Genomic DNA, 14,747 nt, shown 5'->3' on the forward strand with positions numbered 1-14,747 from the left:
AAGATCGACTCCTCAGCGATGACTGCCAGGCGGTGCACGTCGGGCACAGCGTAAGACGGAAGAGTCCTCGAAGGGGAGATCCGGAAGCGCCACGCCCAACCTCCCCGGCCAACCTGCTCGTTCAACCGCGTCGGCGGCGTCGGCGGCGGAGCACCTCCGGCGGGCCGGTCGTTGGCCAGCCGTCGAGCTCAGACGGAGGCACCCCGCGTCGCAACAGGTCGTCCAGAAGCAGCGCGAGCGAGTAGTCCGGGTGCGCCTCGATCACCCGTTCCAGGGCCACCGCCGCCAGCGCTCCCTGCCCGGCTCGCCAGGCGGCGAAGGCCAGCAGGGAACCCGGTGCGGCGATCAGGTCCCGTTCGGCGCGGCGCAGCACATCGGTCCAGAGGGCGACGTCCCGTTCTCGCCCGTCGGTGCGTTCCCAGGCGTGGTCGCGGATCGGCAGGTGGGTGAGGAGCAGGGTCAACCAGGCCACCTCGTCGTCGGTGAGCCGCTCGCCTCGGCGACGCATGGCCTCTCGAACGGCGAGCGTGCCGGCGCGGCGCAGTGCCCGGCCGCCGAGCAGGTCGGCCTCCGGTGCCTCGTCCAACAGGGTGGCCAGCCGGCGTTCGGCGCGGTCGACCGCCTTGCGCATCGCCACCCGGGCGGGGCCGTCGAACGGGGCCACCTGCCCGGTCAGGGCCTCCCGGTCGGGCAGCGCCACCTGGCCGGCGAAGACCGCCGCCGCGCTGACCTCGCTGGCCCCGGTGTCGTACGAGGTGCCCTCGGGCGGGCAGCAGGCCGGCTCGTCGCACAGATACGACCAGTATCGGCCGTCGGTCACCCGTAGGGCGTCGAGCACGGCCAGGCCGGCGGCGGCCAGCGACCGGCGTACCGCGTCGACGGCGGGGGTGACCCGGGGCGCGTCGCCGTACCCGAGCACGGTGGCGGACTCGGCGCCCTGCCGGGCGATGACGTCGGCCAGGTGGGCGGCCGGGTCGAGCGGGTCGTCGCCCGGGCCGGGCAGGTCCGCCCGGGCGGCGAAGACGATCCGCCGGCCCCGCAGCGCGACCACCACCATGCTGTCGGCGGGGTGGAAGCCGAGCAGGTACGGCACGGCGGCGATGAGGTCGGCGGGCGAGCGGACGGTGAGCCGGGCTCGGTCGACGAAAGTCATGGGGGCAGCCTCGGCCGCCGCCAGCCACCCCGTCCCTCCCTGTGGACGACACGCAGGTTGTCCACAGGCACGCAGAGTAGCGGTGCAGGTCAGCCCCGATCGGCTGGTAGACGAAGTCCGCACTTCCAGGGCGAATGCCGACGCCTGACCCCCGGACCCCCACGGAGAGCGCCCCCAGCGGCTACCTTGCGCTCATGGACCTGGCGTACCTGCGGGCGCATCCGGAGCACCTGCCGACCTTCCTCACCCACCAACGGATCCGGGAGACGCCGGTCTCCGGCGGGGACATCTGCGCGGCGTCCCGGCTGACCCTGGACGACGGGCACTCGCTCTTCGCCAAGACCTGGCCGCAGGAGCGGGCCGGGCGTCCGGCGCCGGAGGGCTTCTTCGCGGCCGAGGCGGCCGGGCTGCGCTGGCTGCGGGAGGCCGGCGGGGTGCCCGTACCGGAGGTGGTGGTGGCGCTGCCGGAGCTGCTGGCGCTCGACTGGGTGGAGCCCGGCGAGCCGACGCCGGAGGGCGCCGAGCGGTTCGGCCGCGAGCTGGCCGTGACCCACCGGGCCGGGGCCACCGTGTTCGGCGCGCAGTGGGCCGGCTTCATCGGGGCGCTCCCCGCGGACAACACGCCGGACCCGGGCCCGTGGTCGGACTGGTTCGCGCGGCGACGGCTCGCCCCGTACCTGCGGATGTCGATCGACGGCGGTGCGCTCACCGGCGTCGAGGCCGCGCTCGTCGAGCAGGTCGTCGACCGGATCGGCGAGTTCGGCGGCGACGAGCCGCCGGCCCGGGTGCACGGCGACCTGTGGCCGGGCAACCTGCTGTGGGGGGCGGACGGGCGGGCGTGGCTGATCGACCCGGCTGCGCACGGCGGCCACCGGGAGAGCGACCTTGCCCAGTTGGCGCTCTTCGGCGGCCCGCCGCACCACGACCGGATCATGGCGGCCTACCGGGAGGCGTGGCCGCTGGCCGACGGGTGGCGCGAGCGGGTGCCGCTGCACCAGCTCCACCTGCTGCTGGCGCACACCGCCCTCTTCGGCGCGACGTACCGCGACGCGGTCGCCCGGGCCGCGCGCGCGGCCCTGGGCGGAGCCGGGCGCGCTACGGTCGAACGGTGACCGCCGCCCCGCCGACCGACGGCGTCCTCGTCGACCGGTACGGCCGCGTCGCCCGGGACCTGCGGGTCTCGCTGACCGACAAGTGCAACCTGCGCTGCACGTACTGCATGCCGGCGGAGGGGCTGCCCTGGCTGGCCGGGCCGCAGTTGCTGACCGACGACGAGATCGTCCGGCTGGTTCGGGTGGCGGTGCGGCTGCTGGGGATCTCGGAGGTGCGGTTCACCGGTGGGGAGCCGATGATCCGACCGGGCCTGCTCGGCATCGTCGCGGCGGTGGCCGCGCTGGAGCCCCGGCCGCGGATCTCGCTGACCACCAACGGCCTCGGGCTCCAGCGGCTGGCCCCCGCCCTGCGCGACGCCGGGCTGGACCGGGTGAACGTGTCCCTGGACACCGTCGACGCCGGCCGGTTCGCCCGGTTGACCCGGCGGGACCGGCTCGCGGACGTGCTCGCCGGGCTGACCGGGGCGGTCGCCGCCGGACTCACCCCGGTCAAGATCAATACGGTGCTGATGCGCGGGGTCAACGACGACGAGGCCCCCGCGCTGCTCCGCTTCGCCCTGGCCCACGGCTACGAGCTGCGCTTCATCGAGCAGATGCCACTGGACGCCCAGCACGGCTGGGACCGGGCGGCCATGGTCACCGCCGACGAGATCCTCGCCGCGCTGCGTACCGAGTTCGATCTTTCCCCCGACCCTGCGGAGCGCGGCGCCGCGCCGGCCGAGACCTGGCTCATCGACGGCGGCCCGGCCCGGGTGGGGGTGATCGGCAGCGTGACCCGGCCGTTCTGCGGCGACTGCGACCGCACCCGGCTGACCGCCGACGGCCAGGTTCGCGCCTGCCTCTTCGCCACCGAGGAGTCCGACCTGCGCGGAGCGCTGCGGGGCGGGGCGGACGACGCGGAGCTGGCCCGGCGGTGGCGGTCGGCGATGTGGGGCAAGCGGGCCGGGCACGGCATCGACGACCCGACCTTCCTCCAACCGGCCCGGCCGATGTCCGCGATCGGAGGGTGACGGTGCACGGTTCCGATCCCACGACCGGGCAGCTCACCGTGCGGTACTTCGCCGGCGCGCGGGCCGCCGCCGGCACCGCCGAGGAGACCGCATCCGCCGGGCGCTCCCTGAACGAACTCACCGGTGAACTGGTCGGACGCCACGGTGGGCGGCTCGCCGCCGTGCTGAGGGTGGCGAGCTTCCTGGTCGACGGCGTCACCTGTCATGATCGTCAGACGCCGCTGCCTGCCGGGGCGACGATCGACGTACTGCCCCCGTTCGCGGGCGGCTGAGGAGGCTGCACGTGTTGGCGACCCTGGCGTTCGTGGGCTTCGTGGCGCTCGTCGTCGGCCTGATCCACTTCTACCTGTGGAAGCGGCTGGTCAAGGACACCACCGGCCCCGGCCGCCTGCGTCGGGTCGGCGCGGTGGCCGCCCTGGTGCTGGCGCTGCTCGTCCCGGCCACCATGGCCGGCACCCAGGCCGGCCTGTACTGGCTGGCCTGGCCGGGGTACGTGTGGCTCGCGCTGATGTTCTACCTGTTCGTCGTGCTCCTCGTGCTGGAGGTGCCGATGCTGGTCGCCCGGCTGGCGCTGCGCCGCCGGGTCGCCGCCGCCGAGCCGGCCGCCGCCGCGCCCGAGCCGGTGCTGGTGGGCGCGTCCGGCGCCGCCGAGCCGCCGGCCGCCGCGGCCGTCGACCAGCCCGACCATGACCCGGCCCGCCGGCTGTTGCTGGCCCGCGGCGCGGCGATCTTCGCGGGCCTCACGGCCGCCGGGGTAACCGGCTACGGGGTACGCAACGCGCTGGGCCCGCCGCGCCTGGACCGGGTGCGGATCCCGCTGGCGAAGCTCCCGCGCGGCATGGACGGCCTGCGCATCGCCACCGTCTCCGACATCCACCTCGGCCCGCTGCGCGGGCGGGCGCACACCGAGCGGATCGTGGCGATGATCAACCGGCTGGACGCCGACCTGGTCGCGGTGGTCGGCGACCTGGTCGACGGCTCGGTCGCCGAGCTGGGCGAGGCGGCAGCGCCGCTGCGCGACCTACGGTCCCGGTACGGCAGCTTCTTCGTCACCGGAAACCACGAGTACTACTCCGGCGTCGAGGAGTGGGTGCAGGAGGTGGACCGGCTCGGCCTGCGGGTGCTCCAGAACGCCCGGCAGGAGATCCGGACCCCAGGGGGCGTGCTCGACCTCGCCGGGGTGAACGACGTCACCGCCGCCGGCACCGGCCTGGCCGCCCCCGCGGACTTCGCCGTCGCCCTCGGCGACCGGGACCCGAGCCGTCCGGTGGTGCTCCTGGCCCACCAGCCGATCGCCGCCGTGGAGGCCGCGAAGTTCGGCGTCGACCTGCAACTCTCCGGGCACACCCACGGCGGCCAGATGGTGCCGTTCAACCTGGCCGTGAAGCTTCAGCAGCCGGTCGCGTCCGGCCTCGGCGAGGTCGACGGCACGAAGGTGTACGTCACCAACGGCGCCGGCTTCTGGGGCCCCCCGGTGCGGGTGGGGGCCAACCCTCAGGTCAGCCTGGTGGAGCTGCGCACCCTCTGACGCTCCCCCGCAGGCCCGGCGCGCGGCCAGGTGGAGCATTGCTCAGGTCACCCGTACGCGTGGCGGGAGGCGACCGTCGCCGCGGGCGTGACAGGATGCGGCGTGCCTCCGTTCAGCGCCGCACCCCCCGGCGGCCCCTCGCCGTTCGTCGCGGACCTGCACATCCACTCGAAGTACTCCCGCGCGTGCAGCCGCGATCTGACCCTGCCGAACCTCGCCTGGTGGGCCCGACGCAAGGGCATCGGCGTGCTCGGCACCGGCGACTTCACCCACCCCGCCTGGTACGACCACCTCCGCGAGACGCTGCACCCGGCCGAGCCCGGCCTGTACCGGCTCAGCCCGGAGGCGGAGCGGGACGTCGCCCGTCGGCTGCCGCCCCGGCTGGCCGACGCGGCGGAGGCGGACCCGGTCCGGTTCATGCTCAGCGTGGAGATCTCCACGATCTACAAGCGGGACGACCGGACCCGCAAGGTGCACCACCTCATCTACCTGCCCGACCTGGACGCGGTGCAGCGGTTCAACACCACCCTCGGGCGGATCGGCAACATCGCCTCCGACGGCCGGCCGATCCTCGGGCTGGACTCCCGGGACCTGCTGGAGATCGTCCTGGAGGCCAGCGGAGACGGCTACCTGGTGCCGGCGCACATCTGGACGCCGTGGTTCTCGGCGCTGGGCTCGAAGTCCGGCTTCGACGCGATCGCCGACTGCTACGCCGACCTGGCCGAGCACGTCTTCGCCGTGGAGACCGGGCTGTCCTCCGACCCGGAGATGAACTGGCGGGTCGCCAGCCTGGACCGCTACCGCCTGGTCTCCAACTCGGACGCGCACTCCCCGCCCGCGCTGGGCCGGGAGGCGACGGTCTTCGCCGCCGACCGGGACTACTTCGCGATCCGCGAGGCGCTGCGCACCGGCGACGGGCTCGACGGCACCATCGAGTTCTTCCCCGAGGAGGGCAAGTACCACGCCGACGGGCACCGGGTGTGCGAGGTCAGCTGGTCCCCGGAGCAGACCCGGGCCGCCGGCGGGCGCTGCCCGGAGTGCGGCAAGCCGGTCACTGTCGGAGTACTCAGCCGGGTCGAGGAGCTGGCCGACCGCCCGGAGGGACACCGGCCCGCCCGGGTCCCGCGCGTCACCCACCTGGTGCCGCTGGCCGAGATCCTCGGCGAGCTGAACCAGGTCGGTCCCAAGTCGAAGAAGGTCGCGGGGAAGCTCAACGAGCTGGTCGCCGCGCTCGGCCCCGAGCTGGAGATCCTGACCCGCGCCCCGCTCGACGAGATCGGCCGCGTCGGCGGGGAGCTGCTCGCCGAGGGGATCGGCCGGCTGCGCCGGGGCGACGTGCGCCGGGTGCCCGGCTACGACGGCGACTACGGAGTGATCACTCTCTTCGACCCGGCCGAGCTGGGCCCGAAGGGGACGGGGGCGCAGGCGGAGACGCTCTTCGACGTACCGGTGCCGGCGCAGCGGACGCCCACGGAGCCGGCGGCGAAGACGAAGGCCAAGCGGCTGGCGGCGGCGAAGGCCGAGCCGAAGCGGAAGGCCGTCCAGCCTGCCCCGCCCCCGCCGATCCCGCCGCAGCCCTCCCCGCACGAGCCGTTCGAGCCGATGCTCGCCGGCATGGAGGAGGTCGGCACCGGTCTGCTGGACCGGCTGGACGCGATGCAGCGGGTGGCCGCCTCCGCGCCGGGCGGGCCGCTGCTGATCGTGGCCGGCCCCGGCACGGGCAAGACCCGGACGCTGACCCACCGGATCGCGTACCTCTGCGCCGAGCTGAACGTGTTCCCCGAGCGCTGCCTCGCGATCACCTTTACCCGGCGGGCCGCCGAGGAGCTGCGGCACCGCCTCGACGGGCTGCTCGGGCCGGTGGCCGAGGATGTCACCGTCGGCACGTTCCACTCGCTCGGGCTGGCCATCCTGCGGGAGAACGCCAGGGCTGCCGGGCTGCCGGCCGACTTCCGGATCGCCGACGACGCGGACCGGGCGGCGGCGCGGGCCGAGGCTGGCGAGGACCTGGCGGCGTACACCGCGTTGCTGCGCAAGCGGGACCTGGTCGACCTGGACGAGCTGCTGACCCTGCCGGTGGGGCTGCTGCGTGCCGAGAAGAAGCTGGTGCAGCGGTACCGGGATCGCTGGCAGTGGATCTTCGTGGACGAGTACCAGGACGTCGACGCGGTGCAGTACGAGCTGCTGCGGCTGCTCAGCCCCGCCGACGGCAACCTGTGCGCGATCGGCGACCCGGACCAGGCGATCTACTCGTTCCGGGGCGCGGACGTCGGCTACTTCCTGCGCTTCTCGGAGGACTTCACCGACGCCCGGTTGGTCCGGCTCAACCGCAACTACCGCTCGTCCGCCCCGATCCTGGCCACCGCGGTGCAGGCCATCGCGCCGTCGTCGCTGGTCCGGGGCCGCCGGCTCGACCCGGCCCGGCTCGACCCGGAGGCCCCGCTGGTCGGCCGGTACGCCGCCGGCTCCGTCTCCGACGAGGCCGACTTCGTGGTACGCACCGTCGACGACCTGGTCGGCGGCCTGTCCCACCGGTCCCTGGACTCGGGCCGGATCGACGGCCGGTCGACGAACCTGTCGTTCTCCGACATCGCCGTGCTGTACCGCACCGACGCGCAGGCCGCGCCGATCGTGGACGCCCTGGCCCGGGCCAACATCCCGGTGCAGAAGCGCTCGCACGACCGGCTGCGGGACCGCCCCGGGGTGAACGCGATCGCCCGCGAACTGCGACACGCCGACGGGCCCGCCGACGGCCTGCCGGCCCGGGTCCGCCTCGCCGGGCAGGTCGTCGCCGACCGCTTCGCCGCCCCCACCCTCGACGGCTCCGGCACGGCACGCCCCGAGGAGGTCCGCGCCGCGGTGGACCTGCTCACCCCGTTGGCCCGGCGCTGCGGCGACGACCTGGAGCTGTTCCTGTCCCAGCTCGCCACCGGTGCCGAGGTGGACGCCCTCGACCCGCGCGCCGAGGCGGTCACCCTGCTCACCCTGCATGCCGCGAAGGGGCTGGAGTTCCCGGTGGTCTTCCTGGTCGGCTGCGAGGACGGCCTGCTCCCGCTGCGCTGGCCCGGCTCCACCCCGGACGAGGACGCGGTCGCCGAGGAGCGACGGCTCTTCTTCGTCGGCCTCACCCGCGCCCAGGACCGGCTGTACGTCAGCCACGCCGCCCGCCGCGCCCGGCACGGGTCGGAGCGGGACTGCCGGCCGACGCCCTTCCTCGACGTGATCGACCCGGGCCTGTTCGAGCGCCTCGGCGAGGCCGAACCCCGCCGGCCCAAGGACCGCCAGCTCCGCCTGCTGTGAAAGGAAGGGCACCTTCTTAACGCCTACGGTAGAGAAGGTTCCCCTTCTCACCGCCCCGACACCCATCGAGCCGGCGAACGGGGCGAGCGGCGTCAGGCGAGGAGGGCGGCGAGCCAGGCGCCGGCGAGTAGGGCCGGCCCGAGCGGCAGCAGGGTGTCCCGGCGGACCCGACGGGCGGCCAGCAGCCCGAGCACGGCCAGCCCGTGCAGCACATGCGGCAGGACCAGCCCGGTCAGCAGCGTCGGCCAGCCCAACCAGCCGAGCGGCAGGCCCAGCACGGCGGCGAGCTTGACGTCGCCGAAACCGAGCCGCGAGCCGGGCAGCAGGGCCAGCAACGCGTACCCGGTAAACGACAGCGCCGCCCCGGCCAGCGGGCCGAGGAGCCGGTCCGGCCGGCCGTCAACCGACGCCGCCGTGACCAGACCGACCATCGCGGCGAGCGCCGCCGCGCCGACCAGCGGGTCGGGCAGCCGCAGGCAGGCCAGGTCGACCACGGCGAGCAGCAGCCCGAGCGCGGCCACCGCGAGGAACACCGGCAGCGCTGCCCCGAGACCCGGCGCGACGCCGAGCCCGCCGAAGACCACCGCCCCGACCGCCGCGCAGGCCGGCGCGGTCGCCACACAGAACGGCGCAGTCGCCAGGCGCGGGGTGGTCGCCGCGCAGGCCGGCGCGGTCGCCGGCCGCGTGGTGGTGAACCGGCCGGCCAACCAGGGTGTGACGGCACCGGCCGCCGCGCCGAGCGCCGCGAGGAGGACAGACAGCCCGGCGGACACCGGCCGGACGTTACCGCCGGCGCACCCGGTCCGCCGCCCCGGTCGGTCGTCCGAGGCGTTCCGTGCTCACCACCAGCGCCACCCCGGCGACGATCACCGCGCCGCCGAGCAGCACCTGGCTGGTCACCGGTTCGGCGGCCAGCAGCGCGCCGAGCGCGACCGCGACCACCGGGTTCACGTACGCGTACGTGGACACCAGCGAGATCGGCGCGTGGTGCAGCAGCCAGACGTACGCGGTGAAGGCGACCAGCGAGCCGGCGACCATCAGGTACACCAGGGCGAGCCAGGACCGGCCGGTGACCTGCCCGGGGTCGAAGTCGCGCAGTTCGCCCCGGGCGGCGGCGAGCACAGCCAGCGCCACCGCACCGGCGAGCATCTCGTAGACCGTGGCGACGAACGGGTCGGTCGGCATCGTCAGGCGGTTGGACAGGAACGACCCCACCGACCAGCAGGTGGCCGCCGCGACCACGGTCAGCGCCCCCGCCAGCGGCACGGCCGTCGGCCCACCCGTCGGCAGCACCAGCAGGACCAGGCCGAGGAACCCGAGGCTCACCCCGGCGAAGGTCCAGAATCGCGGCCGGTCCCCGACGGTCGTACGGAGCAGGACGACCAGCAGCGGGACGGTGGCGGCCAGCAGCGCGGCCACGCCCGAGGGCACCGCCGACCCGGGCGGGCCGGACTCGGCGAGCACCACCAGTCCGTTGCCGCCGGCCAGCAGCAGCACCCCGACCAGCGCAGCCGAGCCGAGCCGACGCCGGTCGACGCGCAGGGCACCCGATCCCCGGCGTACCCGCAGGACGAGCGCGAGCACGGCGGCGGCCGCGGCGAACCGAAGGCTGGCCGAGGTGAACGCCGGCAGCGACTCCACCGCGACCCGGATCCCGAAATAGGTGGAGCCCCACAGCACGTAGACGACTGCCAACGCGGTCCAGATCAGGGCCGGTCGGACCGGAGGCGCGGCGGCTCCGTCGGGCCCGCCCGACCCGGCCGGGCCATCCGGTACGGGCCGGCCGGTCGATGCCCTCGCACGAGCAGGAGGTGATGTCATCGGTTCACCACGCTACGGTGGCCACGGTGGCGGCGTCCTGGTTGGTGGCCGGTCTCACCGCTCGGGTCAGGAGGGTGTGCATGTCGAACTACGGACCACCGGGTGAGAGCCCCGCCGGGCCGTGGCCCGGAAGACGACGGGACGACGGGTACGACACGCCGGCCGAGGCGTGGGCTCCCGACGGATACGACCGGCCCCCCGGACCGTGGACAGGCGACGGGCGGGGGGAGCCGCAGACGGCTTACCCGCCTCGCCAGCCGGGGCACCACGAGCCATCCGAGCGGGGTCCCCACCCGGCGGACCAGGCATCCTGGTCGGACGATCCGCGACGGTTCGCGCAGCCGTCCGGTGAGCCGCAGCCCGACCGGTGGGACCGTTCCGAACCGTGGCCCCACGAACCCGAGGTGTACCGGCCGGGCGGCGGCGGACCGGGGTACCCAGCGGCCCGCCGGCCCGCTGACCCGTACGCCACGGGGCCGTTCCCGGGGCCCGGCCCGGGCCAGCCGGCGTACCCCGGGGCACCGACGCCGCCGCCGAGCCGGGGGCGCTGCCGAGGGCCGCTGATCGCCGTGCTCGCCGCCCTGGTGGTGCTGCTGCTCGGCGGCGGCTCACTGGTGTGGTACCTGCTCAACCGGGACGAAGCGCCGGAGGGCGCCGGTCAGGCCCAGTCGACTGTCGACCCGACGCCGCAGGAGCAGGCGGCATCCCCGACGGCCCCCGCCCCGAGCGCCGCGGCCCCCGAGTCGTCGGCCGATCCCCGCTTCGTCAAGGCCGGGCAGTGCGTTCGCAACACGGGGTCGGCGGGTGGCAAGCCCAAGCTGCTGATCGCCCCGTGCGCCCCGAAGACGTACGAGGTGCTGCGCCGGTTCGACGGGCAGACCGGCGGCGAGAAGGATGCCGAGGCGAAGTGCGCCAAGGTCACCGGTTACACCAACTGGTACTTCTTCGACAGTCAGCTGGACACCCTCGACTTCGTGCTGTGCCTGAAAGCCCGCTGACGGCGCCGTCCCACCCGTCCTCGCCCCGCCGACCGAACCGCCCCTCGCAGACGCGCCGCCGGCCACCACACCCCTGGGGAAGACATGGCAATCTACGGAACGCCCGGCTCCGGCTCGCCCGACGACGACCCGTACGGCCCGCCGCCCGTCGACCCGACCCTGCCCCAGTGGGGGCCGCCGCCCGGCCCATACCCTGCGACCGGTCAGCCCTCGGCGTTCCCGCCGCCCGGGCCCTACCCGCCCGTGGGTCAGCCGGCCCCGGCCGAGCCGTGGGGTCCGTCGGCCCCGGCACCGGGGTACGGGCCCGGGCCCGTCGCGCCCCCGACGAAGCGGGGCGGCCGGCGGATCGGCCTGATCATCGCCCTGGTGGTCGTGCTGCTGCTCTGTCCCTGCCTCGGCCTGGCCGGGTGGGGTGCCTGGAAGGCTGTCGACAACAAGGGCGACACGTCGGCCGGGCCGACGTTCTCCACCCCTGCGGCGCCGACGGACGAGCCGAGCGGGAAGTCGACCGACAAGCCGACGACGGCCCCCACCACGGTCAAGCCGACCCCGACCAAGAACGGCGGAAAGGGCCTCGCCAAGGGCAACTGCGTGGTCAACGACGGCACGGACACCGACGCTGACCTGCGCAAGGTGCCCTGCGGGCCGGACACCTACGAGATCCTGCTGCGCATCCCGAGCAGCTCGAACGGCAACCGCTGCAAGACCGCGGCACCCCGGTCGACCGCGAACTACGTCTACGACCACCCCCAGGACTCCCTCGACTACGTGCTCTGCCTCAGGAAGCGCACCAGCTAGGCCCCGATAGCCGAAACTAGGGCTGTCTAGCGTGGACGCTAGACAGCCCTAGTTTTGCCTCGACGACCGACGACACGCCGATAGCGCCCTCTACGGATGTCTAGGCTTCCCGCTAGACCGCCCGATATTGTGCGATTCGTGGATCCGGTCCGCAATCCGTACGCCCCGGGCGCAGGTCAGCGCCCGCCCGAACTCGCCGGGCGGGGGCGGGAGCTGGACGTCTTCGACGTGGTGCTGGAACGCATCGCTCGGGGCCGCCCCGAGCGCAGCCTGATGCTCACCGGCCTGCGCGGCGTCGGCAAGACCGTGCTGCTCAACACCCTCCGCTCGCAGGCCATCAACCACCTCTGGGGCAGCGGCAAGATCGAGGCCCGGCCGGACCAGTCGCTGCGCCGCCCGATCGCCGCCGCGCTGCACATGGCGGTCCGTGAGCTCGCGCCCCGGCACCGCGCCCCGGACCGCATCGACGCCTTCCTCGGGGTGCTGAAGGCGTTCGCCCAGCGCTCCGCCCCCGCCGGCCGGGCCGGTACGGCCCCGAAGCTGCGCGACCGTTGGCAGCCCGGCATCGACGTGCCGGCGGCCACCGGACGGGCCGACTCCGGGGACATCGAGATCGACCTGGTCGAGCTGCTGAGCGACGCCGCCACGGTGGCCGCCGACGTCGGCACGGGAATCGCGATCTTCATCGACGAGATGCAGGACGTCGGGGACGAGGACGTCTCCGCGCTCTGCGCCGCCTGTCACGAGCTGTCCCAGCTCGGGGCACCGCTGATCGTGGTCGGCGCGGGGCTGCCGCACCTGCCTGCGGTGCTCAGCGCCGCCAAGTCGTACTCGGAGCGGCTGTTCCGCTATCAGCGCATCGACCGGCTCGACCGGATCGCCGCCGACCGGGCGCTCTGCGCGCCGGCCGAACGGGAACAGGTCGAGTACGAGCCGAAGGCCCTGGACCTGCTCTACGAGTCCTCCGGCGGCTACCCGTACTTCGTCCAGGCGTACGGCAAGGCCACCTGGGACCACGCGCCCCGCTCGCCGATCACTGACGCGGACGTCCGGGTCGCCGCGCCCGAGGCGGAGGCGGAGCTGGCCGTCGGTTTCTTCGGCTCCCGGTTCGAGCGGGCCACCCCGGCCGAGCGCGAGTACATGCGGGCGATGGCGACGCTGTCCCTGGTCGAGGGGGACGCCGGCGGCCGGGACGACATGGACGCCGCCGTGCCCACCGCCGAGATCGCCCGCGCGCTCGGGCGCAAGCCGGCCAGCCTCTCTCCGGCCCGGGACGCGCTGATCAAGAAGGGGCTGATCTATTCCGGGGAGCGTGGAACGGTCGCCTTCACCGTGCCGCACTTCGGCCGCTACCTGCGCACCCAGCCAGCCTGACCAGGGAGCGAGTGGCGTCGAGCCGGGCTGGTTCGGCCAACTCTGACGCAGACGCACAACGCACTGGAAAATGTTGCCCCACAGTCGGTGAGATATATCCTGGCCTTCCGTTGATGCCGCCGTGGACAACCATTGGGAGGGTGACCTCCGTTGGTAAGGAACTCTTATCGCTGATCACCCAGGTTGACCTGGTTAAGTTGTGTTGGGCCGGTTGGAACGCTACGGTCCAAGCGGCCAACCGGCCCAAGCTCGTGTCACGGGGAGAAACATGCGGGTATTCGGGGGCATCTTCCCCATTGCTATTACGGTCGCCCTTCTGACGACCGGCTGCTCGACGGGGTCAGGCGGCGACTCCGGAGCCGTCAAGAATTACGACGAGGCGCTCAAGGAATACAACGCGGCCAAGTCCTCGCTGACCTTGCCGGCCAACAAGAGCTGGGACTCGGCCCAAAAGCTGCGCAGAGAGGCCGATGGATCGCAGGTCGTTTTCCAAGACGGTGCCGCTACGGGGAAGGTCGAGTCCTTCTGGCTGTGCGCCTGGCAGCAGGAGTGGCTGGCGGCCCGCGGCAACGATGCGCAGCGGGAGAAGCAGGCCCTCGACAACCTCGGCAAGTTCACGACTCTGCGCACCTACCAGAAGGACTTCGACCAGGGCAGCCGAGACATCTTTGACGACGAGCTCGCCAAGGCGAGGCTGGGCGATCCCAGCGTCGTGCAACAGAGCGTCAAGGCGAACTGTGCGAAAGTCTGACACGGGAAGTGGTCGAAGGCGCGTGTCGCGCTTCCCGCGCCGCACTCTGACCTTTGTGGCACTACCGGCTGTCGTCCTCTCCGCCGGGGCCTGGCTTCTCGCCGACCGCTCCGGCGCGACCTTTGTTCCGGCGCTGACCGACAACAAGACGCCGTCAACCACCGCCACAGTGGAGCGGCGGAACCTGGTCAGCGTACTGGCGTCGAATGGGTCCGTGGTGTCCTCGCCGAGCTATTCGCTGACCGCACCGAAATCCGGGGTCTATCTTCGCGACCGATCGAAGAAGGGCGTGGTGCCGGCCGGGACCGTCATCGGCTGGATCCGGTCGTCGGGTAAGCGGGTGCCGGTCACGAATCCCGTGGAGGCCACCGTTCAGGACGAACTCGCCTCCTCCGGAACCACGGTTCCGCAGGGCCTCCCCCTGGTAAGCCTCAAGGCCAGCGGCTATGGCATTCGGGCCACCATCTCGGAAGCGCTCATCTACCGCCTGTCCGACCTTGCGCCGGAGGCGACCGCCCAGGTCGACCACGGGCCCGGCCCATTCCCCTGCCGGGTGCTCGGCGGCCCCGATCAAGGCGGCGGAGAAGAGGGATCGGCCGTCAGCGTGACCTGCGCACCGCCTGCGGATCTACGTCTCTTTCCAGGGCTCAAGGGTGTGCTGGCCGTCAGAACCGGCGAGGCGCGAGACGTTCTCGCGCTCCCCGTTGAGGCAGTGGCGGGAAGCGCGGAGCGAGGGCGGGTCCGAGTGCAGGACGCGAATGGATCGACCAGGACACGCGACGTGAAGCTGGGAATGACTGACGGGTCGTACATCCAGATAGTCGACGGTCTCGCGGTGGGCGACGTGGTGGTGTCACCGGCCCCGGCGCTCACGGATCCAGGCGAGGGCTGAGGGCCGTAAT

Annotated in this window: 13 protein-coding genes; 10 read left to right on the forward strand and 3 right to left on the reverse strand. The window is 73.5% G+C overall.

What is annotated here, in order from left to right; genetic code table 11:
• Positions 1–121: 121 nt before the first annotated feature.
• Complete coding sequence (locus SNR22_RS20670; protein WP_320068275.1) at positions 122–1,153, reverse strand: DUF4192 domain-containing protein; 1,032 nt, start codon at positions 1,151–1,153, stop codon at positions 122–124.
• 194 nt (positions 1,154–1,347) lie between these two features.
• On the opposite strand from SNR22_RS20670, the gene SNR22_RS20675 reads away from it, so the two are divergent.
• From SNR22_RS20675 to SNR22_RS20695, 5 genes are all read left to right on the forward strand, one after another.
• On the forward strand, positions 1,348–2,265 hold the full coding sequence (locus SNR22_RS20675; protein ID WP_320068276.1) for a fructosamine kinase family protein: 918 nt from the start codon (positions 1,348–1,350) through the stop codon (positions 2,263–2,265).
• Entirely contained in the window at positions 2,262–3,275 is a 1,014-nt protein-coding gene (gene moaA, locus SNR22_RS20680) for a GTP 3',8-cyclase MoaA (protein WP_320068277.1), read from the forward strand. Before SNR22_RS20675 ends, moaA begins: the two co-directional genes overlap by 4 nt.
• On the forward strand, positions 3,272–3,547 hold the full coding sequence (locus SNR22_RS20685) for a MoaD/ThiS family protein (protein WP_413775670.1): 276 nt from the start codon (positions 3,272–3,274) through the stop codon (positions 3,545–3,547). The genes moaA and SNR22_RS20685 overlap by 4 nt, the downstream gene beginning before the upstream one ends.
• Before the next feature lie 11 nt (positions 3,548–3,558).
• A complete protein-coding gene (locus tag SNR22_RS20690; RefSeq protein ID WP_320068279.1) occupies positions 3,559–4,803 on the forward strand; it encodes a metallophosphoesterase in 1,245 nt (414 codons plus the stop codon).
• A 102-nt stretch (positions 4,804–4,905) separates the two neighbouring features.
• A complete protein-coding gene (locus SNR22_RS20695; protein WP_320068280.1) occupies positions 4,906–8,103 on the forward strand; it encodes a UvrD-helicase domain-containing protein in 3,198 nt (1,065 codons plus the stop codon).
• 92 nt (positions 8,104–8,195) lie between these two features.
• On the opposite strand, the gene SNR22_RS20700 is transcribed toward SNR22_RS20695, so the two are convergent.
• Complete coding sequence (locus tag SNR22_RS20700) at positions 8,196–8,876, reverse strand: prepilin peptidase (RefSeq protein ID WP_320068281.1); 681 nt, start codon at positions 8,874–8,876, stop codon at positions 8,196–8,198.
• 10 nt (positions 8,877–8,886) lie between these two features.
• Positions 8,887–9,798 (reverse strand): EamA family transporter, encoded by a 912-nt coding sequence (locus tag SNR22_RS20705; protein WP_320068282.1) that lies wholly within the window; start codon positions 9,796–9,798, stop codon positions 8,887–8,889.
• A 686-nt stretch (positions 9,799–10,484) separates the two neighbouring features.
• Between SNR22_RS20705 and SNR22_RS20710 the strand changes: the two genes are divergently transcribed.
• The 5 genes from SNR22_RS20710 (at position 10,485) to SNR22_RS20730 (ending at position 14,737) form a co-directional block, all read left to right on the forward strand.
• Positions 10,485–10,922 (forward strand): hypothetical protein, encoded by a 438-nt coding sequence (locus SNR22_RS20710; RefSeq protein ID WP_413775676.1) that lies wholly within the window; start codon positions 10,485–10,487, stop codon positions 10,920–10,922.
• 84 nt (positions 10,923–11,006) lie between these two features.
• On the forward strand, positions 11,007–11,720 hold the full coding sequence (locus SNR22_RS20715) for a hypothetical protein (protein WP_320068284.1): 714 nt from the start codon (positions 11,007–11,009) through the stop codon (positions 11,718–11,720).
• 138 nt (positions 11,721–11,858) lie between these two features.
• Entirely contained in the window at positions 11,859–13,094 is a 1,236-nt protein-coding gene (locus tag SNR22_RS20720; RefSeq protein WP_320068285.1) for an ATP-binding protein, read from the forward strand.
• Positions 13,095–13,362: 268 nt separating this feature from the next.
• Positions 13,363–13,845: a hypothetical protein gene (locus tag SNR22_RS20725; protein WP_320068286.1), complete on the forward strand. Its 483-nt coding sequence runs from the start codon at positions 13,363–13,365 to the stop codon at positions 13,843–13,845.
• Positions 13,846–13,900: 55 nt separating this feature from the next.
• Entirely contained in the window at positions 13,901–14,737 is an 837-nt protein-coding gene (locus SNR22_RS20730; RefSeq protein WP_320068287.1) for a hypothetical protein, read from the forward strand.
• Positions 14,738–14,747 lie beyond the last annotated feature (10 nt).

The organism is Micromonospora sp. RTGN7, assembly GCF_033804645.1.
Classification (GTDB): domain Bacteria; phylum Actinomycetota; class Actinomycetes; order Mycobacteriales; family Micromonosporaceae; genus Micromonospora.

Excerpts from the sequence above, each read along its gene's own strand:
- SNR22_RS20670 (WP_320068275.1), bottom strand. The coding sequence starts at position 1,153 with ATGACTTTCGTCGACCGAGCCCGGCTCACCGTCCGCTCGCCCGCCGAC.
- SNR22_RS20675 (WP_320068276.1), top strand. The coding sequence starts at position 1,348 with ATGGACCTGGCGTACCTGCGGGCGCATCCGGAGCACCTGCCGACCTTC.
- SNR22_RS20715 (WP_320068284.1), top strand. The coding sequence starts at position 11,007 with ATGGCAATCTACGGAACGCCCGGCTCCGGCTCGCCCGACGACGACCCG.
- SNR22_RS20725 (WP_320068286.1), top strand. The coding sequence starts at position 13,363 with ATGCGGGTATTCGGGGGCATCTTCCCCATTGCTATTACGGTCGCCCTT.